29 protein-coding genes are annotated in these 23,285 nt (G+C 42.3%); 13 read left to right on the plus strand and 16 right to left on the minus strand.

Annotated elements, in window-relative coordinates:
- Positions 1-11 precede the first annotated feature (11 nt).
- Entirely contained in the window at positions 12-752 is a 741-nt protein-coding gene (locus JOC54_RS02120; protein ID WP_437183506.1) for an SDR family NAD(P)-dependent oxidoreductase, read from the minus strand.
- Positions 753-979: 227 nt separating this feature from the next.
- Between JOC54_RS02120 and JOC54_RS02125 the strand changes: the two genes are divergently transcribed.
- Positions 980-1,750, plus strand: a complete 771-nt coding sequence (locus JOC54_RS02125) for a DUF8817 family protein (protein ID WP_204464095.1) — start codon at positions 980-982, stop codon at positions 1,748-1,750.
- Between the two features lie 107 nt (positions 1,751-1,857).
- On the opposite strand, the gene JOC54_RS02130 is transcribed toward JOC54_RS02125, so the two are convergent.
- Positions 1,858-2,124, minus strand: coding sequence for a hypothetical protein (locus JOC54_RS02130; protein WP_204464096.1), 267 nt, complete (start codon positions 2,122-2,124; stop codon positions 1,858-1,860).
- 243 nt (positions 2,125-2,367) lie between these two features.
- Here JOC54_RS02130 and mqo point away from each other — a divergent pair, with 243 nt between their 5' ends.
- Positions 2,368-3,885, plus strand: a complete 1,518-nt coding sequence (gene mqo / locus JOC54_RS02135) for a malate dehydrogenase (quinone) (RefSeq protein WP_204464098.1) — start codon at positions 2,368-2,370, stop codon at positions 3,883-3,885.
- A 36-nt stretch (positions 3,886-3,921) separates the two neighbouring features.
- Here the strand turns inward: mqo and JOC54_RS02140 are convergent, their stop codons facing one another.
- Together JOC54_RS02140 and JOC54_RS02145 are read right to left on the minus strand one after the other, a co-directional pair.
- Positions 3,922-4,704, minus strand: coding sequence for an alpha/beta fold hydrolase (locus tag JOC54_RS02140; RefSeq protein WP_204464099.1), 783 nt, complete (start codon positions 4,702-4,704; stop codon positions 3,922-3,924).
- Between the two features lie 19 nt (positions 4,705-4,723).
- Positions 4,724-6,496: an ABC transporter substrate-binding protein gene (locus JOC54_RS02145; RefSeq protein WP_204464102.1), complete on the minus strand. Its 1,773-nt coding sequence runs from the start codon at positions 6,494-6,496 to the stop codon at positions 4,724-4,726.
- 117 nt (positions 6,497-6,613) lie between these two features.
- On the opposite strand from JOC54_RS02145, the gene JOC54_RS02150 reads away from it, so the two are divergent.
- Entirely contained in the window at positions 6,614-7,849 is a 1,236-nt protein-coding gene (locus tag JOC54_RS02150; protein ID WP_204464104.1) for an MFS transporter, read from the plus strand.
- Positions 7,850-7,879: 30 nt separating this feature from the next.
- On the opposite strand, the gene JOC54_RS02155 is transcribed toward JOC54_RS02150, so the two are convergent.
- Entirely contained in the window at positions 7,880-8,569 is a 690-nt protein-coding gene (locus tag JOC54_RS02155) for an ArsR/SmtB family transcription factor (protein ID WP_204464106.1), read from the minus strand.
- A gap of 100 nt (positions 8,570-8,669) precedes the next feature.
- Here JOC54_RS02155 and JOC54_RS02160 point away from each other — a divergent pair, with 100 nt between their 5' ends.
- From JOC54_RS02160 to JOC54_RS02170, 3 genes are all read left to right on the plus strand, one after another.
- On the plus strand, positions 8,670-9,146 hold the full coding sequence (locus JOC54_RS02160) for a DinB family protein (protein ID WP_204464445.1): 477 nt from the start codon (positions 8,670-8,672) through the stop codon (positions 9,144-9,146).
- A 105-nt stretch (positions 9,147-9,251) separates the two neighbouring features.
- Positions 9,252-9,671: a VOC family protein gene (locus tag JOC54_RS02165; RefSeq protein ID WP_204464108.1), complete on the plus strand. Its 420-nt coding sequence runs from the start codon at positions 9,252-9,254 to the stop codon at positions 9,669-9,671.
- Between the two features lie 107 nt (positions 9,672-9,778).
- A complete protein-coding gene (locus tag JOC54_RS02170; RefSeq protein ID WP_204464110.1) occupies positions 9,779-10,408 on the plus strand; it encodes a hypothetical protein in 630 nt (209 codons plus the stop codon).
- 25 nt (positions 10,409-10,433) lie between these two features.
- Here the strand turns inward: JOC54_RS02170 and JOC54_RS02175 are convergent, their stop codons facing one another.
- Together JOC54_RS02175 and JOC54_RS02180 are read right to left on the minus strand one after the other, a co-directional pair.
- Entirely contained in the window at positions 10,434-11,093 is a 660-nt protein-coding gene (locus JOC54_RS02175; RefSeq protein ID WP_204464112.1) for an NAD-dependent epimerase/dehydratase family protein, read from the minus strand.
- 60 nt (positions 11,094-11,153) lie between these two features.
- On the minus strand, positions 11,154-11,663 hold the full coding sequence (locus JOC54_RS02180; protein WP_204464114.1) for a pyridoxamine 5'-phosphate oxidase family protein: 510 nt from the start codon (positions 11,661-11,663) through the stop codon (positions 11,154-11,156).
- 126 nt (positions 11,664-11,789) lie between these two features.
- Between JOC54_RS02180 and JOC54_RS02185 the strand changes: the two genes are divergently transcribed.
- The 4 genes from JOC54_RS02185 (at position 11,790) to JOC54_RS02195 (ending at position 14,479) form a co-directional block, all read left to right on the plus strand.
- The gene (locus tag JOC54_RS02185) at positions 11,790-13,073 is read left to right on the plus strand and encodes an acyl-CoA thioesterase/bile acid-CoA:amino acid N-acyltransferase family protein (RefSeq protein WP_204464122.1); all 1,284 of its coding nucleotides are present in this window, start codon (positions 11,790-11,792) and stop codon (positions 13,071-13,073) included.
- Positions 13,055-13,189: a hypothetical protein gene (locus tag JOC54_RS23100; protein WP_275582666.1), complete on the plus strand. Its 135-nt coding sequence runs from the start codon at positions 13,055-13,057 to the stop codon at positions 13,187-13,189. Before JOC54_RS02185 ends, JOC54_RS23100 begins: the two co-directional genes overlap by 19 nt.
- A gap of 163 nt (positions 13,190-13,352) precedes the next feature.
- Positions 13,353-14,051, plus strand: a complete 699-nt coding sequence (locus JOC54_RS02190; protein WP_204464125.1) for a DUF7003 family protein — start codon at positions 13,353-13,355, stop codon at positions 14,049-14,051.
- Positions 14,052-14,068: 17 nt separating this feature from the next.
- Positions 14,069-14,479 (plus strand): hypothetical protein, encoded by a 411-nt coding sequence (locus JOC54_RS02195; RefSeq protein ID WP_204464127.1) that lies wholly within the window; start codon positions 14,069-14,071, stop codon positions 14,477-14,479.
- 62 nt (positions 14,480-14,541) lie between these two features.
- Here the strand turns inward: JOC54_RS02195 and JOC54_RS02200 are convergent, their stop codons facing one another.
- Entirely contained in the window at positions 14,542-15,732 is a 1,191-nt protein-coding gene (locus JOC54_RS02200; RefSeq protein ID WP_204464129.1) for a DUF819 family protein, read from the minus strand.
- A 109-nt stretch (positions 15,733-15,841) separates the two neighbouring features.
- A complete protein-coding gene (locus tag JOC54_RS02205; RefSeq protein ID WP_051990821.1) occupies positions 15,842-16,462 on the minus strand; it encodes a M15 family metallopeptidase in 621 nt (206 codons plus the stop codon).
- Between the two features lie 356 nt (positions 16,463-16,818).
- Here JOC54_RS02205 and JOC54_RS02210 point away from each other — a divergent pair, with 356 nt between their 5' ends.
- Both JOC54_RS02210 and JOC54_RS02215 read left to right on the plus strand, forming a co-directional pair.
- On the plus strand, positions 16,819-17,436 hold the full coding sequence (locus JOC54_RS02210; protein ID WP_204464130.1) for an HD domain-containing protein: 618 nt from the start codon (positions 16,819-16,821) through the stop codon (positions 17,434-17,436).
- Between the two features lie 134 nt (positions 17,437-17,570).
- Complete coding sequence (locus tag JOC54_RS02215; RefSeq protein WP_204464131.1) at positions 17,571-18,068, plus strand: hypothetical protein; 498 nt, start codon at positions 17,571-17,573, stop codon at positions 18,066-18,068.
- Here JOC54_RS02215 and JOC54_RS02220 read toward each other — a convergent pair.
- The 3 genes from JOC54_RS02220 to JOC54_RS02230 form a co-directional block, all read right to left on the minus strand.
- On the minus strand, positions 18,053-18,355 hold the full coding sequence (locus JOC54_RS02220) for a YjcN family protein (protein ID WP_204464132.1): 303 nt from the start codon (positions 18,353-18,355) through the stop codon (positions 18,053-18,055). The two genes, JOC54_RS02215 and JOC54_RS02220, sit on opposite strands and share 16 nt — an antisense overlap.
- A 60-nt stretch (positions 18,356-18,415) precedes the next feature.
- Positions 18,416-18,781, minus strand: coding sequence for a hypothetical protein (locus tag JOC54_RS02225; protein ID WP_204464133.1), 366 nt, complete (start codon positions 18,779-18,781; stop codon positions 18,416-18,418).
- Positions 18,782-18,907: 126 nt separating this feature from the next.
- A complete protein-coding gene (locus JOC54_RS02230) occupies positions 18,908-19,573 on the minus strand; it encodes an SOS response-associated peptidase (protein ID WP_204464134.1) in 666 nt (221 codons plus the stop codon).
- A 311-nt stretch (positions 19,574-19,884) separates the two neighbouring features.
- On the opposite strand from JOC54_RS02230, the gene JOC54_RS02235 reads away from it, so the two are divergent.
- Positions 19,885-20,403, plus strand: coding sequence for a GNAT family N-acetyltransferase (locus tag JOC54_RS02235; protein WP_204464136.1), 519 nt, complete (start codon positions 19,885-19,887; stop codon positions 20,401-20,403).
- Between the two features lie 12 nt (positions 20,404-20,415).
- On the opposite strand, the gene JOC54_RS02240 is transcribed toward JOC54_RS02235, so the two are convergent.
- The 4 genes from JOC54_RS02240 to pdxR all read right to left on the minus strand — a co-directional run bounded on the left by JOC54_RS02240 (position 20,416) and on the right by pdxR (position 23,257).
- On the minus strand, positions 20,416-21,042 hold the full coding sequence (locus JOC54_RS02240; RefSeq protein WP_204464137.1) for a protein kinase family protein: 627 nt from the start codon (positions 21,040-21,042) through the stop codon (positions 20,416-20,418).
- Positions 21,042-21,167 carry a hypothetical protein gene (locus tag JOC54_RS23105; protein WP_275582669.1) on the minus strand — a complete coding sequence of 42 codons (126 nt, stop codon included), beginning with the start codon at positions 21,165-21,167 and terminating at the stop codon, positions 21,042-21,044. Before JOC54_RS23105 ends, JOC54_RS02240 begins: the two co-directional genes overlap by 1 nt.
- Before the next feature lie 304 nt (positions 21,168-21,471).
- The gene (locus JOC54_RS02245; RefSeq protein WP_204464139.1) at positions 21,472-21,636 is read right to left on the minus strand and encodes a hypothetical protein; all 165 of its coding nucleotides are present in this window, start codon (positions 21,634-21,636) and stop codon (positions 21,472-21,474) included.
- A 220-nt stretch (positions 21,637-21,856) separates the two neighbouring features.
- Positions 21,857-23,257 (minus strand): MocR-like pyridoxine biosynthesis transcription factor PdxR, encoded by a 1,401-nt coding sequence (pdxR, locus tag JOC54_RS02250; RefSeq protein WP_204464140.1) that lies wholly within the window; start codon positions 23,255-23,257, stop codon positions 21,857-21,859.
- Between the last annotated feature and the right edge of the window lie 28 nt (positions 23,258-23,285).

Consider the following 23,285-nt stretch of genomic DNA (forward strand, 5'->3'; position numbering starts at 1 on the left):
ACCGGCTCTTTTTATTTAGCTGTGTAGCCACCATCAATGTAAATCGTCGTTCCAGTAACAAATTCATTTTCCGCTAAGTAGACAACGCCATGAGCGATCTCATCTGGTGTACCGAGACGACCTGCTGGGTGCTTGGCAACTAAGCCATCATAGAAATCACCAAGGGCTTCTTTATTAACGAGTCCCGATTCAATAAAGCCTGGCGCAACGGCGTTACAGCGGATGTTGCGATCGGCATATTCAAGCGCCACGGATTTTGTAATTAAGTTAACCGCCCCTTTACTGGCCGCATAAGGGGTTGATGTCGGTTCACCGACCGCGCCTAAGATCGATGCGGTATTAATAATTGAACCCCCACCTGCTTTTAACAGCTCAGGAATTGCATTTTTAACGCCGAAGAAGACGCCGTCTTGGTTAACCGCAATAACTTTCTGATATTCCTCATACGTTAATTCATGCGTCGGTTTCTGGATGCCGATTCCGGCATTATTAAAGATCACGTTAAGTTGTCCATACGTTTCAACCGTTTTTGCGACAAGATTCTTAACGGACGCTTCTTCAGCGACGTTTACCTTTACAAACGTAACGTCTGAATACGTACCTTTTAAATCCTGAACAACGTCTTCTCCTGCTTTTTCGTTAAAGTCTCCAATAACGACTTTTGCCCCTTTTTCTAAAAAGCGCTTTGCTGTTGCCAGACCAATACCAGAAGCGCCTCCTGTTACAATAACAACTTGATTTTTTAATTCAATCACTTTGCATCCCTCCATTAAGTAGAACTTCACCTACTATGCGCTAGAAAAAGGGAGCTTATGCACAAAACGATTGTTTGAAAAAACCTGTTTGTTGTAAAAATGCGTCCTTATATAAAAACATTAAAGTATATGACAGATTAAATGAATAAACGTGAGAAAAAAGGAAGTGAACCTTATCATTTGCATTCATTTTATAAAATAAAGGTAGAAAGGGAGTTGTTGAAATGAATGAAAAGCAATTAGCGAAGATCAATCAAAACAGGACAGTTCCGTTGTTCGATTGTGATTACCATCGATTTGATGAACACCTTGAATTTTATACAGCAATGGGCTTCCAGCTTATCTATTATCAAAAAGCCCCTTACCGATTTGCTTCTGTCACAAAGGAGACAATCGGGGAATTCGGTTTCTATGGAGCGCGAAACTTTGAAGAGGAGGGGAATCAAGGTGGATGTTATGTTCATGTACCGGACGTAAGAGCCGTTTACGAAGAGCTGCGCAAGAACCTAAAAGCCTATTATGGAAAGCTGCCGTTAAAAGGGATGCCAAAAATTTCGCGCTTGAATAAAACCGCTGAAGATTGGCGCGTGAACATTACCGACCCAAGTGGAAATACGATTATCATTGGAGAAGCATTTGGAGACTCAACGGAGTTAATGGAAAAGGAAGCAGCGCGGGTCAAAGCATTAAAATCAATGTTTGAAAAAGGCTATGCAGCCGCTTATCGATTCGCCCACTCAAAAGAAGATTATCTAGCCGCGCGAAACACGCTTGAAGTCGCATTTTCCCAGCAAACGAAGAAAGATTCATGTTTAATGGTATTCAAGGCGAAGGTATTGCAGGCGGAAGTATTTATCCAGTTGAATCAAATTCAATTGGCGACTGAAGCAATTGAAGAGGCAAGTGCAATGGGAGTAATTGTTGAGCAAAGCGGTGAGCTCGGTCCTACCGTTGAGCGCTTAATGGAATTAGTAGAACAACTTGAAAATCTGTAAGCATGTGGTGTAGGTGTCTAAATATGAACAGGAAAAAAGGTGTGCAGGGAGATCGCTTATCCCAATCGCACCTTTTTTCAATTTCCTTAACATGTGCATCAATTACCTCACGCACACGTTAGTAAAAAGGCTGCATCCATCCCAGCAGATAGATTCCAATACGATGCAAGCATAATGGATTGGATTAACCCAAAGCTGAGCAAAATAAAGCTAGTATAGCGGAGCGCCGGTTGTGAATGTGTTTTCTGTCTTAGTAAAAAGACGATGCCAAGCAGTGAGAGCGCAATGGTGACAAACGGAATAATTGACGGGCTTAATCCAAAAAACAGGTTGAGTAAAAGAATGAGTAAAAACAAGAGCGGATACCGCAACATAGTCTTGTCCACCTCCTCCTAATAAGCTATGAAGCTCAGAGTCCAATTATGATGTGAATGATGTATAATACTGGAAGGAACGGCACAAGCTACAAATGCATAGGATAGAAGTAGGCGAATTTACGTGTTTTTTGTTGTAAATTTGATTTTTTAGGTACATACACCTTTTTTATCTGTCGCGAATCGATTATTATTAGATCATACATGTTTTTTCTAAGTCTAATGGATGTAAGGATGAACGAAATGAGCGTACTAAAATCAGATATTATTTTAATTGGTGCTGGAGTAATGAGCGCAACGCTTGGAACAATTGTAAAAGAATTAGCGCCAGAGATGAAAATTACTGTTTTTGAAAAGCTTAAGGGCGCAGGTGAAGAGAGCTCGAATGAATGGAATAACGCGGGCACTGGTCATGCAGCGCTTTGTGAATTAAATTACACAACTGAAAAAGCGGATGGATCGCTTGATATTAGTAAGGCTGTAAAAGTGAATGAACACTTTCAACTGTCACGACAGTTTTGGTCCTATCTTGTCGACAAAAAGATCATTGATAATCCGAAAGAATTTATTATGCCAATTCCCCATATCAGCATGGTTCAGGGCGAGAAGAATGGCTTATTTTTAAAAAGGCGTATGGAAGCGTTATCAGACAACCCGCTATTTGCCGATATGGAAATGAGCGATGACCCTGCCGTTCTAAAACAATGGATGCCGCTTATTATGGATGGACGCAAGGCTGAGGAAGAACCGATCACGGCGACAAAATGTGAAACAGGAACGGATGTGAATTTTGGTTCACTTACCCGTACATTATTTGAGCATCTTGATGCTGAAGATGTCGATGTCCGCTATGAACATATGGTAAAAGATTTAAAACAAAGCCCAGATGGAACGTGGAAACTAAAAGTAAAAGATCTTAAGACAAACCGAGTGGAGCATCATGAGGCGAAGTTTATCTTTATTGGCGCGGGTGGGGGAAGCTTGCCGTTACTTCAGAAAACAGGAATTCGCGAGTCGCGCCAAATTGGTGGTTTCCCAGTTAGTGGATTGTTTCTTGTTTGCAGTAACCCTGACGTGGTGGAGCAACACCACGCCAAAGTGTATGGCAAAGCAAAGGTCGGCGCACCACCAATGTCCGTACCTCATTTAGATACGCGCTATATTAACGGGAAGAAATCGCTGTTGTTTGGACCGTTTGCTGGCTTTACGCCGAAGTTTCTTAAAACGGGTTCTTATTTTGACTTAATTGGTTCGGTTAAACCTAATAACTTGTTTACGATGCTTGGCGCAGGCGTAAAGGAAATGGGCTTAACCAAATACTTAATACAGCAAGTGTTGTTATCGAATGAAAAGCGGATGAATGACCTGCGCGAATTTATTCCGAATGCGAAGAACGAGGATTGGGAAATGATTACAGCTGGTCAGCGTGTTCAGGTAATTAAAGACACCGAAGCAGGAGGGCGGGGGACACTTCAGTTTGGTACTGAAGTTGTTACTTCGCAGGATGGATCAGTTGCTGCTTTGCTTGGTGCCTCCCCTGGAGCATCAACAGCTGTGCATGTTATGTTGGAAATTTTAACGAAGTGTTTTCCAGACCGTATTAAGGAATGGGAACCAAAAGTAAAAGAAATGGTGCCATCATATGGCAAACAATTAAGCGAGCACCCGGCTTTGTTCCAAGACATTTTGAAAAAGACAGCGCATACGCTGATGCTTGAGAATCCCATTCATGAACCAAGCGACATTCGCCAACTATCATAAGCAAGTAAAAGAGACTGCCTAAAAAAGGCAGTCTCTTTATGCGTATATTAGGTTATGAAGATGCTTTCTTATTTCTGCATTCACTTGTGTTGGGTTATCTAAGTTCGTGGCGTGATGAGCCTGATCAATTATTTTCAGAGTTGAATGGGGGATAAGCTGATGCAAGGCGATCTGCTGTCTCATTATCATGGAATCATGCTCACCATGTAGGATGAGAGTTGGGCAGGTAATGGTCTGTAGCTGTTCGCCACTCTCCATTCTAGAAATTGCCTGCCAGAGACGAATCCATCGTTCATGTGGAATTGAGCGAACGGCTTTCTGGATGTACGCTTTATTCTCATGGTTAAAGCGGGAAAGCGTCTTCGCCTGCATAAAAGCGAGCAGCGACATTGGGATAAACCGACTCGACAAACGATTAAGCGGGAGAACCCATTTTTCGAATGCATTAAATGAATTGGTGTAAGGTGTCCCAATCAAAATAAGCGATGAAACGCGCTCCGGATAATAAATCGCCGTCTGTAGGGAAATGTGACCGCCCATTGATAAGCCGCATAGATGTGCCTGCTTTACATGGAGATGATCGAGCAGCGCAATTAAATCGCGGCTAAATTGACGTGCATCTACTTTTCCAGCAGGAAGAGTGGAACGACCATGCCCGCGCACGTCCCAAGTGACTGTATGATAAGAATTCGATAAAGCATTCACTTGCGGCTGCCACTGATGCTGATCCCAAGATGCTCCGTGTGTAAAAACAATCGTCTCGCCCGTTCCTCTTTCTTCGTAATGGAGCTCGACATCATTAAACGTAAGTGTTGGCATAAACTCTCCTTTTCACTGGTCACGTCGTGTACCAAAGCTTGTCATACTTTAAGCGGTTCAAACTATTCACTTCAATTCCTTGAAGGCGGTAATCGGCCTCAATGGAAACATGGGTTAACCGTTCGTAAAGGTAAATGACGTGATAATGGTTCAATAAATACGATTCGAGCTCCCGCAGGCGCGTATATGCTTCTTGCGTCGAAACGCTTGCCATCGTTCTGGCTACGAGCAGATCGGTGTGAGTCCGTGCTTCATCCGGCATCGTATTATAAATAAACGTCGCTTCTCCGCTCAAAGTCTGCACAAGGGATGCAAGAATATCGCCAGCCATTGTGATCCCGGCGATTATAAGATCAGATTGGTTCATTCGCTCAGGCTTAAGCAGTTCGTTAAAATCAACAATCTCTGTATCGAGCGTGATGCCAAACTCTTTTAATGCGTCCTGAAGTATGCCAATTTCATAACCTAAATGAGCATTGTGGCTGAGGCAGGTGGACGTCAGCGTAAAGCGCTTTCCGACATAACCGTTTTCTTTAAACCATTTCCGAGCCTCGTCTGGCCTGTACGTTTGTCTAAGTGGAGTGCCGTCCCGGATAAAAAATCCATCTGGCTGCCAAACCTTATAGTAAGGATGATTGGAAAAAAGCGTCTGGCGGTCAAGCGCATAAGAGAGCATCTTAGGAAAGTCTTGATGCGTGTGCAGCCCTGGTTTTTGTCGGTTTACAACCATATAGGTCCCGCCCCGATCCGTTTGCGGGAAATCATGAATAATCGTCTCGGTTGTATCGGCCTGCTTAACCCGGTAGTGTATACCGTTATGAATGGGAAGCTGTCCTGAAGGCAGACGATACAGTTCTACTTGATCAAGCTGTGGCCGGTAACCGAAATAACGGTCAAACGCCTCTAGTTTTAAATAATTCGTTTGATGCTCGGCAATCTTGAAAGGTCCCGTGCCAATCGGAAAGCGATCGAATTCAGCCTCTTGCTTTCTGTATGAGGAAACGGGCAGGATGGAGCTTTTCTTATCGGTAAAGAGATGCAAAAACAAATGATTTGGTTTAGTTAAACGAAACGTCAGCATCGAGCTTGAATCGAGTGTAATCGTCTCTATCTGCGCGAGCATCGATTGCTTCCATTTGTTTAACGATATCTCTTTCCAGAGTTCAATATTGTCTTTAATTGTCTCAGCAGTTAGCTTTGTACCATCATGAAAATAAACACCTTTTCGCAGAAAAAAACGCCAAACCCGGCCATTTTCTTTTTTCTCATAGCGATGCAGCAGCTCTAGCTCAAAGGTCTGATTCTCATAATTGTAGCTCAACAGGCAATTAAATAAATGAGAAATGATGTGCCCCTCATGCCTTGTTAAGGCTTTATGCGGGTTAAACGTTTGCACTGGAAAGTAGTACGGATAGCTAAGAACATCAAGCTTGGCATGGTTTACATGTTCCGGTGTCCAAAGAAATTGAGCTTGCAGCTGCTGGAGAAAAGCCTGCTCCAGCGGTGTTTTCTCCATCTCTTTTAGCGCTTGTGCCGTCTTGCCAGCTTGAAGTAGACTTTTTATCTGACTTTCTTGTAACGCTTGTTCAGACAGACGAAAGCGGATGGATGAGGCATTGCCCCGGCCCGGAGCCGGTTTCCAGTCAATCCATTCCTTTTCTGCAAGTTGCTTGATAATCGTCTTCGCATGGCGCGGGGTGCATTGCAGCGTTTCGGCGATTTCAGCTAAGTAAACACGAGCAGATGTGCCAAATTTCTGAGAAAGGGTGAAGTAATGATCTTGTAATTTCATCCTCTTTTTCTCCTTTTCCTTAAAAGGTGATCTCTTTTTGTTTTGAAAAGTGTGTCTTTTTGTTCCTCTTTTTAAGTTGTACCATAGATAGGGGAAAGGTGCTAGGGGGAATGGAAGATGGAGAACCGCAAAACAGAGAAAATAGAAATGATGCCGATCCGCTCGCTATGGAAAAACCGCGCGTTTTTACTTGTGTGGGGCAGCGGCACGGCAGGTACGATTGGACTTCAGATTTATACGCTTGTGATTCCGCTGCTTGTTTATGACATGTCGCAAAGTGCGCTGGCAATGAGCGGGATGCGCGTGATGGAATTTCTGCCGAATGTCTTACTTGGCATGGTCGCGGGCGTAATTGTTGATCGGCTTAACCGAAAAAAAGTCATGGTAGCTACGATTGGGGTTCAATGGCTAGCCATTGCATTGCTTGTCCTGCTTGTTTTCTCGCAGGAAATACAGCTGTGGAGCTTGTTTTTACTCGGATTTTTCTTCTCGAGCGCAGGGTATTTTAACGGGAACGCGACTCATTCGATCTTGCCGCAGCTGATTCAACGAGAACAGTTAACGGAAGCGAATGCAAAAATGAGCTTTACTGGCACGCTTATTAGCATGATCGGACCTGGACTTGCTGGGCTGATTTTAGCAGCTGGAAGCTTTGCCGGAACGCTCGTTATTCAATTCATTTGTATAACGATTGCGCTCATTAGCATGCTGTTTTTGCCCTCACCAGCTGTACATAAAAGGGCAAGCAAACAATCCTTTTGGGCTGATATGAAAGAAGGCATTCAAGAACTGCTTCAAAATAAAACGCTGTTAACACCGACAATTGCGACCATATTTCAAAACTTTGCATCAAGCATGGTTCTTGGTGTCCTCATTTTCTTCGCCGTCGACCGGCTTGGTTCTACGGAGACAGAGGTTGGCTTTATGTTAAGCTTTGGCGCTGTTGGTGGACTTCTTGGCGCTCTCATGGTGAAAAAGCTGACGCTAACGTTTGCCCGAGGAAAACTATATACATATACGATACTAGGAAATACCATTGGCTACACGTTACTGCTAGTTGCTGATTCGTGGTGGGTTATCGGCATTTCTCTAGCGGTGCGAACGTTTGCGATTACAATTTCAAACGTACTGTATTTTGCCATTCGGCAGGAATTTACGCCGAACCACATGCTCGGACGTGTTGCAGGAACGTCGTCGATGTTGATGAAATTAGCGCTTCCTGCGGGATTGCTCGCTGCTGGTCTATGGGCGGAAGTGTTCGAGATTCGAATCTTATTCCTGTTTACGATTATCATTACAGCGGCGATTTTCTTGACGATGTTTAGAACAACTTTCCATAAACAGGTTACCTAAAAAAAAGCTCTTCTGCGGAAGAGCTTTTTTTTAGGAGAGGGTTAGTCCAAATTCAGCTTGAAAAGAGGCTGCCCCGAGCTCTGTCACGCTAACGACGCGCTTTGGTTGCTGCACAATCCATTTTCTCGTAATGAGTTGATTCATGACGGCATGTCCAAGCGAGCCAGCTAAATGATAGCGCCGCTCACTCCAATCAAGGCATCTGCGAGCAAATTGCCGCCGCTGTTTTTGGAGTGCGGTGAGGTCAATTCCCATACTAGTGAAAAAAATCATCCCCTCGAAAGTGACTTCATAGTTTAAATCATTTGATTCAATCAGATAGCTCTGTTTAACAAAGTAATCCGTAAGCATAACGCCAAGTGCTCCAGCTAAGTGGTCGTAACAGCTTCTGGCTTTACGGAGTTTTTGTGAAGCGCTGTAGCTGTTAAACGAGTGAACAGCTGGCTTTGGAGCAAGCGCGCTTAATGCCTCAATCACTTGGGCCACTTCAACACTAGCAAGCCGGTAGTATTTATGACGCCCATGCTGTTCGACTTTAATAAGTTGCCCTTCAATCAATTGATGTAAGTGGCTGCTTGCTGTTTGTAACGTTATTCCCGCTTGCTGGGCAAGGGCAGAAGCTGGCAGACCATCAACTTCCATTAACGCATTCAAAAAAACAGCCCGTGAAGAATCGGCGAGCAGTTTAGCCGTCTTTGCGATGTCAGGTACATTGGCCATGCTAAATCCTCCTTAAACAACGATACTTCGATCATAACCGAAGTTGTTGCGTGATACTATTAGAAAAAACGAAATAAATTGCTTGGAGGCAGGAATGAATATGGATCAAGTAGAATGGTTAGTCATGAATAGCCAAGAAATAAGGCGAAGAAGCGAACGCGTCTGGAGAGCAATTCCGGAGGAACATGTAAACTGGCGTCCCGATGAACAGGCTCTATCGTGTCGGCAAATGATTAGGCATGTGCTGGAAGGAGAAGCTTTGTACCATCAGATGTTGCTAGCGCGGGGCACCGCACACGGGCAGTCTTTACACAATCCATACGAAGGCAAGCCTCTCTTGCAGGTGGAGGGCGAGCTTCAATTTGCTAAACCACATCGGGAAGCATACGTGCAATACATAAGTAGTCGATCAATCTGTGAGCTAAATGAGCTGAAGATTGATCGCTCGGATGTGGGCTATGTGCGCACACTTGGTGATATGATTTTGCGTATTGCTTATCATGAAGCTGTTCATACGGGGCAGCTGCTTGATTATATGCGGACAATGAAGCTTGATCGTCCGCATATTTGGGATTAAGTGAGGTGAGGATGGGGGAAATGGATGACTTAGATAAGCGTAAAGAGCAACAGGGTGAGTAAAAAGTTCAGAGCGTGAAAGAATGAAACGTAAGGAGGTCGAAAGATGAACAGTCAACCGAAACAAGTTTTTATAAATTTACCAATAAAAAACCTGCAACGATCAAAAGCATTTTTCTCAGAGCTCGGTTTTCGTTTCAACGAACAGTTTGAAAATGAAACAACAACCTGTATGGTCGTAAACGATTCCATCTTTGTCATGCTATTGGAGGAAGACCGATTCCGAGCTTTTACGAAACGAGAAGTCGCGGATACAAGTAAAGTAGCAGAAGCGATTTTAGCGCTGTCACTTGAAAGCAGAGAGGAAGTTGAAGCCATTGTCAACCGGGCGTTTGCTGCGGGGGCAACGCCTTACAACGAGCCCCAAGATCATGGCTTTATGTACGGCTGGAGCTTTACTGATTTAGACGGTCATTTATGGGAGTTTCTTTACATGGATGAAGCAGCTTTTAAGCAACAAACGTGAAGATTCCGCATAGCGGGATCTTTTTTTGTGCAAACTTGTTTACATATGTAAACAAGTTTGCTATTCTAACTGTAGAAGTTTTCAAAAAATAAGTCAGGAGGAACGAAATGGAATACCGCAAACGGATGTTTAGGGGAGCGAAGATTGAAGATTGCATTAAAGATTTTATTCAAATGGAACAAGTAACAAGAGAGCAAGTGGAAAAGGACACCGGCGAATTACAAACGATTTCAAAAGGCATGAATCAAGCTTATCGGAATGTCGTTAATCGAATGGTGCGAGATTTTGAATACAAAAAGGAGGAGTTAGCAATGAGAGAAAAAATAGAGGAAGCAGCGAAGTTGTTCCAACAACTAGCCCAAAACAATCGCGAGCTCAGTCAAAAAAGTCTGTATGAATCCATTCAAGAAACCTATTATAAAAGCGACATTCCTGAAGAGGCGATTGAAGAATTAAAAAACACGCCGCGGGAGTTTCATGAAGGGATGTTTGAGGGATTGAGCTTTGCCTACGAGCAGGCTGCAGCGTACTTGGCTATTGTTCTCCAAGGTGAACAAACCGTTAACGAAAAGAGCATCAATTTCGTCATCGACCAAATCAATGACAACCATCTGATGAAACAAGACAAGTTTGGCGAAGAGGCGAAAACCTACCAACAAGGCTTTGTTCAAGGCGTGAAATCAGGCTTTGGTATTTCTCGAATTGAGCTTGAAAAGAAATTTAATCGAACAGCTTAAAAAAAGCGTGCCGCGGCACGCTTTTTTATCGTAATTTCACCATATCGGAAGCATCAAATAGCACAAAACGGTTTGGTTTAATCGCGGCAACGCGCACCATCGCTTTGGCGACTGTGTTTGCTTCAATTCCAATTGTTGTTTTTAAAGAGGTCGGCAAAACTGGAGAGACAACTTGATAAAAACGAGTTGCCAGTTTTTCACCGAAGCGAAATTCTGCTCGGTCTCCAACTAAGAGTGATGGACGAAAAATCGATAGAGACGGCAAATTAAGAGCGATCAGCTTATCTTCCAGCTCGCCTTTAATGCGTGAATAAAAGAAACGAGAGTGAGGGTTGGCCCCAACGGAGCTGACGAGCAGAAGATGTTGCATTCCTCGAGCGCGAGCTAGACGGGCAACTGTGTACGGATACTCCACGTCAATTGTATACATCTTTTTCTTTGTTTTTGCTTTTTTAATCGTTGTACCTAAGCAGCAAAAGACATCGTCTGCATGTACGTCTGGATATTCTTCTTCTAAGCGGTCAAAATCAATCATGTGTTCTTGAAGCTTTGGGTGTGTGAGTCCAAGTGGCTTGCGCACAAGTGCTGTGACTTGAGCATATTGATCATTCGACAGTAGCTCACGAATGAGGTGAGAACCGACAAGACCACTCGCACCAATGATAAGTGCTTGTTTTTGTTCCATAGTAAACCTCTCCCATGCGTCTTTCCTAAACGATACCACGAACGGCGCTCAAGTGCGAAATCAAAGAGAGGATGAAGGGCGGCTGTAGGATTGATCGCGAATAACGACTGTTTCGGGTATCATTTTAATCCAAATCCAGTCAGGATTAGTGAGAACGGCTGTAAAACGTTGGTTCCACTGTTCTTCACTGCCCATATAGCGTGTAAAGAGGCGCTTCGCCCGGCTTGAATCAGGAGGAAGAAGCTGCCCCTGACCGCGAAACCCGACGTGATGGACAAGCCCCGTTGTTTGATCATAATCGACAATACCTACCGCGCAATGAGGGTTGTTTTTCACTCGAGTTGGAAACGAATCTGAGTGAAGGTTTCCGATAAACCACAGAGCGTCTTCTTCCCATAAGAACCAAATGGGGGAGTCACGGGGCGCGCCATTCTCGACCGTTGATAAGTGGGCGAAGAGTGGACGAGAAAGGACTTGATTGAGCAATTTTCTTGATTGTTGGTTTTCATCTACGATTTTTATTTGAATCACCTCTAGTGTATTTGGATGAATTTTCTCTTTTTCTGCCATATGTCCTAGTACGAATTTAATTAATTGCTATAATTAGTATAGCAATTAAACAACGAAATGACATACGCTTACAGTCTTAGTTACTCTACAACGATGTAAGGAGAATAGCTGTTTGGAGGAGATGTGTTGGGTACGATTCAGGAAAAGTCAAACAAATGGACGTCGCAAATGGAGGAACCGCTGGAACTATGCATAACGGGTCTTGTACCAACAGAATTGTATACGCTCGTGCTTGAGCGCCGAGCGGTGACAAAGGCTTCAATTATCAAGCGGAAGTCGGAAGCTGTTTTTCGAGCAGACCAATTAGGAAACGTTGATCTATCAACTTCTGAACTGGTCAGCGGTAGTTATGAAGGTACAGAACCGATGGGCTTGTTCTGGTCAATGGAAATAACAGAAAAAAGCGAAAATAAAGGTGAGCATTACGAGCGTCTCGTTCCTCATCAATTTGATTTATCAGTTTGGCATGAGGATACAGAAGTAGCGAGTAGATCATTAACGAAAATATGGCATGGAAAAGAAATAAAAGTGATTCCTGTGGAAACGGGCCAATTGATCGGAAACTACTACGTACAGGAGGACAGTAAACCACGCCCTACGGTTATTGTTGTTTCTGGTTCAGAAGGGGGAATTAATGACTTCTATGCAAGCATTCTTGCTGGTTATGGGTTCCATACATTCGCCGTCGCCTACTTTGGTGTAGAAGGACTTTCAGAAACGTTAACAGAGATCCCGCTTGAAATAATTGAACAGGCAATTGCCTGGCTATCGGAGCGTGAGGATGTCAAGCAAGATTGGCTGGCCATTCATGGCGTGTCCCGTGGCGGTGAGGTCGCACTTTGGTCAGCTGTACTGTTTGATAAGATTAAAGCAGCGGTATCTCTTAACGGGTCGGCGATTTCGTTTGCGGGCATTGTTCCCTGGACAGATACTCTAGCGCTTCCGCCAGCGTGGACGTACCGCGGAGAAGCACTTCCATATGCCTCACCCGTTAATCCTGTAGAAACGGCAAGGCACTGCAAATCACTTTATTTAAAAGGAGAAAATGGCGTGGGGATTTGGTATGACGCTCTGTATGAGGACGGAGTCGACAAAGCGACTATCCCAATTGAAGAAACGAATAAAGCGTACTTACTCATCATGGGTGAAGAAGATGCTACATTTGATATAAAACGCTATAACGCACGAATGACGAAAGAAACCATTAGACAAAACGTTTATCAAGGTGCTGGCCACGAAATTGGAGTGCCGCATATCCCGATATGGGCAAACAAGTTCACGGGTGGGACGAAGAGAGCGACGTACCGGGCTAGTGTTGATTCATTGCAAGCAACGGTTGCTTTTCTGCGGGAGAGTGCGGGAGTAAACCAAGATGAAACAGGGGAGCCTCTATGGAGCAAAAGGAAGTAAGAGTTGGAGCTATTACGATCTATTTTCCGATTGTTGGATATGAAGAGTACTGGATTTACGAAGATTTGGCAGATATTTACCGAAAAGAATATTTAAAGGCATCTATAAGACAATAGAAGAAATTAAAACAATTAATCGGCTCACGTCAGCGCATGTGTTTGCGGCAGCCTATAGCCAATTGAAGTTAAAGTATGTTGCGCTTACTTAATCTTACACAAGACATGATTCACTCGATCACGTTTAATAAAAGAAACTATAACTTCTACAAGAGGTGTATCGATGAAAACGGAAAGAGACATTCTTAAGCGGCTGGATGATACGCTAGCAGAAACAGGCTTTGTGTTAGATAATCAAAACGTTGATTTCGTAAAGGGAAAACTAGATGTCTTTGTAAACGGAGAGAATTGGTTGATCGCCATTCAAATTTATCAGCTCTCTGTAGTTGGACCAGCTGTTGATGTTTTTTTGATAGGTAGTGAGCTTGATAAGGAGGGAATTACATTTATTGACGATGAGCCTTTTTTAATTGTGAATCAAGACGGTGTGGAATATGAGTATGGTGACAACGATTATGTTGGATTCCAGCCTAAGTTTACAAAAAAGCCAGTATACTTAATGATAAAAGAGCATTTTTTTACCTTTAGACTAGATGATTCATTCCAACAGTCGCTTAGGCCTGAACAAGAAATCGTCATGTTCCTGCGCCAAACAATTAACAATAGAGCCTTTCTTAAGAAATTGTGGATCGATCAAGAAGAACTGTTTAACGGTACGCAACTGTCGCCAGGCTATGACCTATTTTACTCTACGGACCATTGGCTCCATTTAGAGTCAATAGTCGACTTACCGAGTGAAAATGCCTTTTTTAAATCTTTAGCAAAGGCAATTTATCAAAAAGATCCAGCTCTTATTGATAAGAGTCATACGAACACAGACTGGATACTTTGGAAAGAGTATGATTCGGTAGAATTCTACTAAAGAGTAGAGAGGTACAAATGATGATCTTATTAATGTATACTACGCCGCTAATCTACCTATACCTTCGTAAACGAAAGCTTGCTTGGGCAAGTGTATTCCTGTTGCTACTCTATACAATTAGCTGGTCTCAGTCGCTACAGTTTAAAGGGACGAATGCTGTTAACTGGGTAAAGGTAAGCTGGGTTAGTCTCCTCGTAATTATGCTTGTCTTATTGTTAATCGCTGTTTCGCTTTTAGTTCGGAGCTGGTTTGCGCTGTCCACTCGTGCGATTCTAGTAAGTGCCCTCGTCATAGCATTTCTAGCTAGTTTTATTTATCTAAGCAAGTGGTTCGCTTGGGAATTGCTTGAGCTACTACTCTATGGTTATGCACCGCTGTATATTTTACTGCTTTTTGTTATTGGTTTGATTAAGTATGAGCACAACTAAAAAAGAACGAGCCCGTATTCTTAGCTCGTTCCTTAAATGATTGATCTCCTTAAAAAGGTAGCCTAATCCGTAAAAGGCAATGCACCCCAAATATTGCCGACTGCAATACCGGCGATATTACCGATAATGATGCCGTATAGTGCGACAAGAATTGCCGGTACAAGTAATTTTCTCCATTTCTGAGCCGCGATTAAAGCAACGACTGTTGGAGGGCCACCGATACAGGCGTTTAATGAGATAAACATATTTTCAATTCTCCACTTGAATACTTTTCCGAGTGAGAGGATGATAAGTGCAGCGAAGATTGTTACAGCGGTGTACAGTAGGAAGACAACAACGCCAGATTCAATAACCATACCGATATTTGCAGTAGTGCCGACCGTCACAAACCACATTAATAGTAAGACCATACCAATCTTGTCAGCACCACTAATATTTCCGAGGATTTTCGGGAAGAGCGTCGCTAAAATAGTGGTGATGATCGTCATTAAAATATAGATGTTGCCGAAAATCTGTTGAATTACAAAAGACGTATTTTCAATGCTGTTTACTTGATCTGCAATTAAAGAAGAGGCAGCGAGAATAATAAAACCGACAGCTAAAGCCTGAAAAATAGAGACGATAGTAAGCGGATTTTTTTCCGTCTGTCTACTTTGTTCATCAAAATGATCCATATCTTCTTCAGAACTGCCATATCTTAAGTGCTTTTTAAAGAAAGAAGATTGATAAAGCAGTCCTTGAACACCAATCATCAGTCCAACAAACAGATTGCCAACGATGGTAATACCGAATAACCACTCAGGATTTAAAGCAAAAACCTGCGATAACGAAACAACGTTTACAGTTCCCCCTATCCAGCCACCTGTTTGAGCGGCAGCATATTCTTTAATGCCGTCCATGCCGCCAAGGAATAAAGGAATAAGTAACGCTCCGAGAAAACATGCAACCGCAACAACATTAAATGTGATGAACATATGTCCGGATTCCTTGAAGATTTTTCTTAAGTCACATTGTAGCAGTAGTAAGGGGATTGAAAGTGGTAAAAGAATACCGGTAATATTCGAATATACAGTAGACTCAAATGGAATAAGGCCTACATTTGCTAAAGCAAGTCCGGCAAATAGGCAAATCATCGTCGCGCTGATTTTTGCTGCCCATGTGAATTTCTTTTCAAGAGTCAGTGCCAGTGCAACGACAGAAATAACGACCATCCAAATTAAAAGTGTACTTTCTGAATGAATTAAACTATCCATGATATACCTAGTATAATCAGAAGCTATCGTACTTCAGTGAATATACATTTCCTTTCATACATGATTATTTTTAATATGTAATCGATTTGCTTTTTTTAATGTTGTTGATCTATTTGACGATAAAATTAAATGCCGTGAGAGGGTATGGTTCATCTTCCAATTGATAATGCCACCATTCTTCTTTGATTGCCTGGAATCCATTTTCAACCATTGCTCGTTTTAAGATGTGTCTGTTTTGGGTTTGCTCACTGGTAATTAAATGAGTGCCGTGATGTGATTTCTGTCCAAAGAAATCAAATACGGTGCCCATATCTAATTCTTGACCTGTCATTCGATTAACCAGTGTTACATCAAAGGCACTACCACTTGAATGTCTGGAATTTGGACCAATGTAACCGTTTTTAATTAACTGGTCTTTTTTTATGTCTGGATAGAAAATGGCTTTAGTCTTTGTATCCTCTAGATCATTTACCCAACGTAGAAAATGGTCGACAGCCCGCTTTGGCCGATAAGCGTCAAAGATCTTTAAGCTGTATCCATCCTTTTTCAATTGGCTAGTTGCTTTTTGTAAAGCTTTAGCAGCTGAAATCGTAGAAACTGCACGAGGACTTTCATAGCCTTCAACACGTACACCAAGAAAATTATCAGAAGAGTAATATTTAATATCTTCAATAATATCGAGAACAACGTCAGAAACATAGATAAACCCAGCAGGCAACTCATTTGTCATATGGTACCCCCCTCCTTTATCCTTATTAAGAATTGTTAAAATTCAATTTAAATTACCATAAATGTCGTATATAGTCAATGTTTGTCGAAATACTTAGTCGTGCTATAGCGCGTGATGCAGCCTGCTAGTACAGTGTAAAACAATATTTTGATCAAAGCGTCACACATGTGAGGTCGTTTTAAGCAAGAGTTTGTATGTTGTCTTGATAAGTAAGCCAGTTAGATTAGGGGCTAAGGTGCAGTGTAATGAAATCATGTAAAAATATTGAATAATTTATAGAAAATTTAGATTTACATACGGATTCAGTCATTTATAATAGATAGAAAAAGAGAAGATGTATTATTGGAGGGAACCTGATGAAGAACAGTTTGCTTAGCGTATTAGAGATTATTAAACTTGCAGAAAAATTAAAGTATGAGTTGAGGCACAGCTGGCTTTCTAATGGTAGACAAGAAAGTGTGGCTGAGCATACATGGCGAATGTCTTTAATGGCCGTGCTGATTGAGCCGCATCTTTCACAAAAGGTTGATACGGCACGCCTGTTAAAAATGATTATTATTCATGATCTTGTTGAGGCTGATGCAGGAGACATACCGGCTTTTGATACGATGAATGATGAAGAAAGAAAGCAGCAGAAATTAATAAATGAAGTGAAATCAATTGAGCGAATTCGCTCCATTCTTGGCGATGAATTAGGTGAAGAGCTCTATCAGCTCTGGTTCGAATTCGAGAACAAAGATACGTATGAAGCGAAAGTTGCCAATGCTCTTGATAAGCTTGAGGCACAGATTCAACATAATGAAGCAGATCTTGCTACTTGGATCGAAATTGAATATGAGATGAGTTTTCTACTTGATAGGCATGTGGATTTTGATCCGACGATGAAAGCGTTAAAAGAACTAATTGAAAGCGAAGCGGATAGTAAGCTGACGTTCGGTGGAATTAATACGGATTTGTTAAAAGAGAAGCTATAAGAAGAAAAGCCGTTTTGTGCTTTTCTTCTTTTCTACGAGAAGAGCATGGCTGCGAGGAAGCGGACCGACCATCTTAGAGCAAGTCGACTCTTCCGACCTGTCTTAAAAAAAGCTTATACAGGAGTTGGTAAAGCTTGATCAAAGGAATCGTTCTGCTTAGTTGTTATGTGCTGACGGCTGGGCTCTTTTGTTTTAGTCATCAGCTGGCAAATGATACGCCTCCTTATAGCTCAATGGGGAATCTGGCATTGATCGCACTGCCTTTCTTGGCTATTCTTACGCTAACGATCGTACTCTTTCTTTCAGCGATTTTACGGGAAAAACAAATTCGCCCGCTACCAGCAATTCTTGTGATGCTCGTGCTCGGCGTTCATGTAACCATAGGCGTTTACTGGCAAGTCCAGTCACTCGAAGGCTATCGCGATACGTTGCTAGAAAGGTATAATGACTACGGAGGTTTTGCAGAATCCAATCACGCCTATATTGAGGCGATAACAAGCGGGTTTGAAAACCAAATGAACAGTCAGTATTTTAATGTGAATACATGGCTAGTTTATGTATCTTTCACTATCTTACTTTCACTTGCTCTATCGTTATTCAGGTTAAAAACTAAGACTTATGTGTCGCCATAAAAGGACGCACTGTAAAAAAAGCCGAAGTGTTTCGTCACAGAAAAAATGCGGAGATCACCTTGTGTTGTTCGTTCGATAGGTGGCGAATTGACGATATAAATAGCGGTATTGTCGGCTGCAAGTCGTTCTGCATCAACATGTAAATCGTCTACTTCAAAATCTGTTGTGAATGCCTTGCCAGGATAACCTATTAAGGCTAGGTGCGTTCTTAAAGCAAGCTCAGGTGTGCAGTGCAAGAGGTACAGCAAGAGTACAAAAACGCCTAGCGGTATGAACGTTTTCTTCATTTTTTTCACCAGTTTCTTCTAGTATTGTTGTGATCGACTTTTACACTTTTTATAAGCAGCCTATCCTTCTGAAATGCTCTCATAAGAAAGGTAGCCTTGTTCGATTTTAGCATAAATAATCGGTTCTCCTTCAAGTTGGAATAACGTTGTCCCGACCGGCAGCAGCGTTGCCATATTCTCTCCTAGCTCTTTCCCTTCTTCGTAAACGCGCTCAATTTCACCGATGAGCGTTAATTCATCTTCATCCATATAGACAGCATCAGTATTTGTAATTTTGTAAACGGAATGATTTAAAATAAATAGATCTACTTCTGGATTATTCTTAAGCTCGTCGTGGGCAATTGACTGTTCGGTACTCCCTTCCGTGGAACAGCCTCCGAAAAAAAATAGAGGTAATAAAAGCACAAAGCCTATGATTCTTTCCAACGCGCAACGCCCCTTAGCTATTGGTATGCTTTTTTTTCAAGAAAAAGGTGAATTATTCCTGCTAATTTCCTCGCGTAAGAAAATGTCCCCGCACAAAAAGCTCCCATAGAAAAGGAGGCTTTGCGCTTATACAAGCGGCTCGATCAAGCTTGCTTCATTATTACGGGGATTATTGACCGCTTTGCTTACTTCGTAGGCTGTCATATGATCACTCGAATAAGGAACTAACAGCTGTTTAAGTTTTTCAGAATCACGTATGTCAGCATCTAGCCACGCCTGTCGATTTCCTTCATTCAGGATGACGGGCATCCGATCATGTAGGTCTGACATAAAGTCATTTGGAGCCGTTGTTAAAATCGTACAAGAAATAAGCACCTCGCCAGTTGCTGGGTCTTTCCAGCGATCCCAGAGCCCAGCAAACGTTAAAATGGGTGAATTTTTTACCCCAATTAAATAGGGATGTTTTGAGTCTTGTTCTCGTTTCCATTCATAAAAGCGATTGGCGACAACTAAACAGCGTCTATTCGCTAATAAGCGCTTAAACGCCGGCTTTTCATCAGCTGTCTCACTTCTGGCGTTGATCATCCGGTTTCTGATCTTCTTTTCTTTCGCCCAATAAGGAACCAAGCCCCAATGCATCCAGCCGGCTTTTGTTTCTGCTTGATTACCAACAATGGCCATGATGTTTTGTGTTGGAGCGACATTGTAATTTGGTTGAATAAAGGGGAAAGGAAAGCCGAATTCTGTTTCCAGTTCTTCTGCACTTGAGTACAGTGTAAATCGTCCGCACATAGAATCACCTCTAGCATCAGTATGATCGGAAAAGAAAAATTGTAGCCATGAGCAAGAATTTATTATGAGAACTATTTAGTAGAATCATTTACAATATATAAAGGAACTGAGCAAAGAAAGGCTTGATTTAGATGTTTGGTTTACGTATCGCGCGTACGGTTTATGGGGATTAATTATAAAGTGGATTCAATCAGATTTTACAGTTCCTAAAGACCAAATGACTTTGGAGTTGATTCAGCTTTTAAAGTATCAGCCAGAAATACATTACCACATCCAAGTTGCAAACCGAGGCAACCAAGAAGGAGCAGATCATGCTAGTAGAAATGCAACAAGATCAGTTCAATGAACTGTATGATTTAATGACACAAAGCTTTCCACCGGATGAATTCAGACCTTATGAAAAACAACGGGCATTGCTGGAAAAGCCAGAGTATACCGTCTACATCCATCAAAAGAACAATGAAATCGGGGCTTTTTTCGCGACTTGGCAAACAAATGAATTTGTTTTTCTCGAACACTTTGCTGTAAAAGAATCGTTTCGTAATGGGGGATTGGGGACAACGTTATTAAAAGCGTTTCTATCTCTCGTAAATAAACCAGTTCGAATTGAAGTGGAGCCTCCTCAAGCAGATCTTGAGCACCGAAGAGTGGGGTTTTATGAGCGGAACGGATTTCACTTTAGCGGCTTGGGTTACACACAGCCAGCTTTAGCAGAAGATTTACAGCCGATTTATTTAAACATCATGTCGTATCCGGAACCTCTTTCGGAGGAGTCGTTTACGCAATTTGAAGCATGGATGTTTTCACATGTGTACAAAAAAGCGGATTGAGTAGGAGACTACTCAATCCGCTTTTTCTGTTTTTAGGCGTTGATAAAACCAGGCAACACCGTTCATTAGCCACTTTGGGACTTTTTTCGGGAAATAAAACCGGTGATAATGCGTTTGATAGCCTTTTTTTAGATCTTGCCACTGTGGGCAGCGCTTGGTCTGGGAAAAGCGCGCAATATCAATAATTCGTACCTGATCATCACTCATAACAAGCAGGTTGTGTAGATGAATATCTGAGGGATTTAATCCTTTATTGCGCGCTTCTACTAATGCTGTATCGACTTGCTTTACATAGGAATCCTTTAACGGAATGCCTTCAGCTAGGCATTGAAAAAATGTTTTACCGGCAATGAAATCCATCACAAGATAGTTTGGGCCACTTTCATATATTTTTGGATAAAAACGAATGCCCTGGACCTTGTCGTAGTTTTGTTTTTCCTGCACGGCCGTCTGTTCAAAAGGGGGATAAAACACCTTTATGACGCGTGGCTCATGCTTTAGCTTAAAGACGACGGCACTCCGACCCATACCGAGAAATGTTAAATCAGGATGGTGATCAACAATTGAAACACCTTGGCGCTTTTTCACCCATTTAATAGTTGAAACGTAAAAAAGGTAGGATGACGCTGGACAAGCCATTACCCCTTTGACTGTCCCTTCCGCTTGGCAAGTTCTTTTTTGATGAATGGAACGACATGTTTTTGAGCTTGCTTTATCCCTTGATGAACGGCTTTGGATTTTAGTAGCTTTGATAATTTTGACATAACGATTGCCTCCTTAGTAAATGGTCGGGCAAAGGTCAAAAAAAAACGAGACCTTTGCCCAAAATCAATTGGACAAAGGTCTCGCAAGCAACAAAAGCGTTGCCAGTAGTGCCGAGGATTGCTCCTGTAATGACGACAGCTACTTTTATGCTACTCCCCTTTGGGATTACAAATCAGTATTGATGTGTGCTTATTATAGATCGTTTTCTTGCCATTAGCAACACAATCCACGGTTTCACACAGAGTCTTCACAATCGCTTTACAAATGAAGAAAATAAGCTTTATTTTTAGAAAAAAACTACGATCAATGCTGATCATAGTGGTCGTAGGATGAAATAACGCATTCCATAAATTGTATATGTTGATCAATAAATCGCTGATTTCCGCGATAAAAACAAGGGTTTTGCTTTTCTTTCTTTAACTGACGGAGTTCTTTTTTTAGCAACAGCCATTCATCTTGTTGTAACATGTCAACCCCCTCTTTCCTTTATCAATTGCCGTTTTGAACAAGTCTGAAACCTCATAAAGCAACGAGTAAAAGAATTAAATCATATGTCATAGGGCAATTGACTAAAAGGGGAGCAAGGGTGAGCGCGTTGCTTACGCTCAGCCAATTTACTTATTTTAACTGTGCGATAGAGCTTGAACAGTCGAGAAGGTTGAAAAGATACCGAACGAGCGGTTTAAGTTCAAATTGGTTCACTACTTATCTCCTTTAACACGGCAATGCCTGTCTCAATTTCACGAATGGTTAATCCACCAAATCCTAGTAAAAGTACAGGTTTTTTATATATGCGCTGTTTTTCGTAATAAATAGAAGCAGGGTAGATACGGACACCTTCTGCTTCAGCTCGCATTTCAATCGTTCTCTCCGATAAATGCGTGTTAATCTCAAGCAAAAGATGCAGTCCAGCGGGATCACCGATGATGCGAGCACTATCGCCAAAATGCTTCGCAATAGCCGTTGTAAGGGCCTCGTACTTTCGGCGGTAGACCGTTCGCATCTTATTAAGGTGACGCTCCCAGTAGCCCTTTTTCATAAAGTGATAGAAAATGTTTTGCTCGAATCGTGAGACACTCTGCTTTGGACTTGGAGTTAGCTGCTGGAAGGATCGTAAGAGCTTATTTGGTAAAATCATATAGCTCATTCGGGCAGAAGGAATCAATGATTTGGAAAATGTACCAAGGTAAATGACTCTGTTGGCTGAATCAATTCCTTGTAAGCTGGGAATTGGACGCCCTTTAAAGCGGAATTCACCATCGTAATCGTCTTCAACCACATAGCCAGAAACGTTCTCGGCCCAGTTTAACAGAGCTTGACGCCGTGAAATTGACATAATCACGCCCGTAGGAAATTGGTGCGATGGCGTGACATAAGCAAGCTTTGCAGAGCTTTGTTTGAGTTCTTGCAAATTCATGCCTTCTTGATCGAGCGTGATAGGGCTTAGTTGAAAACCTTGTTGTTTAAATGTCTTTTTGGAGCGATGAAATCCTGGTTCTTCAAAAGCAATGTCTTTGCTGTGATCAAACAGCGTAGTGAGCAGCAGAAGTAAGTGCTGTGTTCCCGCTCCGATGATAATTTGTTCAGGTGAACAGCGAACGCCCCTTGATTGAAACAAGTAAAGCGCAATTTCCTCACGTAAAAGCTGTTCACCTTTTGAGTTGCCAGTATTAAGAAAATCATCGTTGTTCAAAGCTTCTAGCGTTGCCTTCCGCCACTGATTATGGGGGAAGTGTTCCGTATCAATTCGACCGTAATGAAAGTCAATCGTCGGCTCTGGTTTCTCGGAACGAGAGGGATGTTGATTCATTAAAGCTGGTAAAGAAGCGTGCTCTAGCTGCTGCAATTGCTCCACGTATACCCCTTGCCGCGGCTTGCTCACAAGATACCCTTCTGCTTTTAATTGCCCATACGCGTTCTCAACCGTTAGTGTACTAATTCCAAGATGTTGTGCAAGTTTGCGTTTAGACGGCAGCTTTGTGCCTGAGCTTAGTGAACCGGCATGAATGTCTACTTTAATAGCGTTATAAAGCTGTAGATAAAGCGGCGTGCTGCTATCTGATTGAAGATGAATCGTCAGTTCAAACATAAAACACTTCCTTCTGTAATCTGGCATT

Source organism: Shouchella xiaoxiensis (assembly GCF_016907895.1).
Classification (GTDB): domain Bacteria; phylum Bacillota; class Bacilli; order Bacillales; family Bacillaceae_D; genus Shouchella; species Shouchella xiaoxiensis.

What these genes read in the sequence shown, in the direction of transcription:
- JOC54_RS02125 (WP_204464095.1), top strand. Translation starts at nt 980, where the DNA reads ATGAATGAAAAGCAATTAGCGAAGATCAATCAAAACAGGACAGTTCCG.
- JOC54_RS02130 (WP_204464096.1), bottom strand. Translation starts at nt 2,124, where the DNA reads ATGTTGCGGTATCCGCTCTTGTTTTTACTCATTCTTTTACTCAACCTG.
- mqo (WP_204464098.1), top strand. Translation starts at nt 2,368, where the DNA reads ATGAGCGTACTAAAATCAGATATTATTTTAATTGGTGCTGGAGTAATG.
- JOC54_RS02140 (WP_204464099.1), bottom strand. Translation starts at nt 4,704, where the DNA reads ATGCCAACACTTACGTTTAATGATGTCGAGCTCCATTACGAAGAAAGA.
- JOC54_RS02145 (WP_204464102.1), bottom strand. Translation starts at nt 6,496, where the DNA reads ATGAAATTACAAGATCATTACTTCACCCTTTCTCAGAAATTTGGCACA.
- JOC54_RS02150 (WP_204464104.1), top strand. Translation starts at nt 6,614, where the DNA reads ATGGAGAACCGCAAAACAGAGAAAATAGAAATGATGCCGATCCGCTCG.
- JOC54_RS02155 (WP_204464106.1), bottom strand. Translation starts at nt 8,569, where the DNA reads ATGGCCAATGTACCTGACATCGCAAAGACGGCTAAACTGCTCGCCGAT.
- JOC54_RS02160 (WP_204464445.1), top strand. Translation starts at nt 8,670, where the DNA reads ATGGATCAAGTAGAATGGTTAGTCATGAATAGCCAAGAAATAAGGCGA.
- JOC54_RS02165 (WP_204464108.1), top strand. Translation starts at nt 9,252, where the DNA reads ATGAACAGTCAACCGAAACAAGTTTTTATAAATTTACCAATAAAAAAC.
- JOC54_RS02170 (WP_204464110.1), top strand. Translation starts at nt 9,779, where the DNA reads ATGGAATACCGCAAACGGATGTTTAGGGGAGCGAAGATTGAAGATTGC.
- JOC54_RS02175 (WP_204464112.1), bottom strand. Translation starts at nt 11,093, where the DNA reads ATGGAACAAAAACAAGCACTTATCATTGGTGCGAGTGGTCTTGTCGGT.
- JOC54_RS02180 (WP_204464114.1), bottom strand. Translation starts at nt 11,663, where the DNA reads ATGGCAGAAAAAGAGAAAATTCATCCAAATACACTAGAGGTGATTCAA.
- JOC54_RS23100 (WP_275582666.1), top strand. Translation starts at nt 13,055, where the DNA reads ATGGAGCAAAAGGAAGTAAGAGTTGGAGCTATTACGATCTATTTTCCG.
- JOC54_RS02190 (WP_204464125.1), top strand. Translation starts at nt 13,353, where the DNA reads ATGAAAACGGAAAGAGACATTCTTAAGCGGCTGGATGATACGCTAGCA.
- JOC54_RS02195 (WP_204464127.1), top strand. Translation starts at nt 14,069, where the DNA reads ATGATGATCTTATTAATGTATACTACGCCGCTAATCTACCTATACCTT.
- JOC54_RS02200 (WP_204464129.1), bottom strand. Translation starts at nt 15,732, where the DNA reads ATGGATAGTTTAATTCATTCAGAAAGTACACTTTTAATTTGGATGGTC.
- JOC54_RS02205 (WP_051990821.1), bottom strand. Translation starts at nt 16,462, where the DNA reads ATGACAAATGAGTTGCCTGCTGGGTTTATCTATGTTTCTGACGTTGTT.
- JOC54_RS02210 (WP_204464130.1), top strand. Translation starts at nt 16,819, where the DNA reads ATGAAGAACAGTTTGCTTAGCGTATTAGAGATTATTAAACTTGCAGAA.
- JOC54_RS02220 (WP_204464132.1), bottom strand. Translation starts at nt 18,355, where the DNA reads ATGAAGAAAACGTTCATACCGCTAGGCGTTTTTGTACTCTTGCTGTAC.
- JOC54_RS02230 (WP_204464134.1), bottom strand. Translation starts at nt 19,573, where the DNA reads ATGTGCGGACGATTTACACTGTACTCAAGTGCAGAAGAACTGGAAACA.
- JOC54_RS02235 (WP_204464136.1), top strand. Translation starts at nt 19,885, where the DNA reads ATGCTAGTAGAAATGCAACAAGATCAGTTCAATGAACTGTATGATTTA.
- JOC54_RS02240 (WP_204464137.1), bottom strand. Translation starts at nt 21,042, where the DNA reads ATGGCTTGTCCAGCGTCATCCTACCTTTTTTACGTTTCAACTATTAAA.
- JOC54_RS23105 (WP_275582669.1), bottom strand. Translation starts at nt 21,167, where the DNA reads ATGTCAAAATTATCAAAGCTACTAAAATCCAAAGCCGTTCATCAAGGG.
- JOC54_RS02245 (WP_204464139.1), bottom strand. Translation starts at nt 21,636, where the DNA reads ATGTTACAACAAGATGAATGGCTGTTGCTAAAAAAAGAACTCCGTCAG.
- pdxR (WP_204464140.1), bottom strand. Translation starts at nt 23,257, where the DNA reads ATGTTTGAACTGACGATTCATCTTCAATCAGATAGCAGCACGCCGCTT.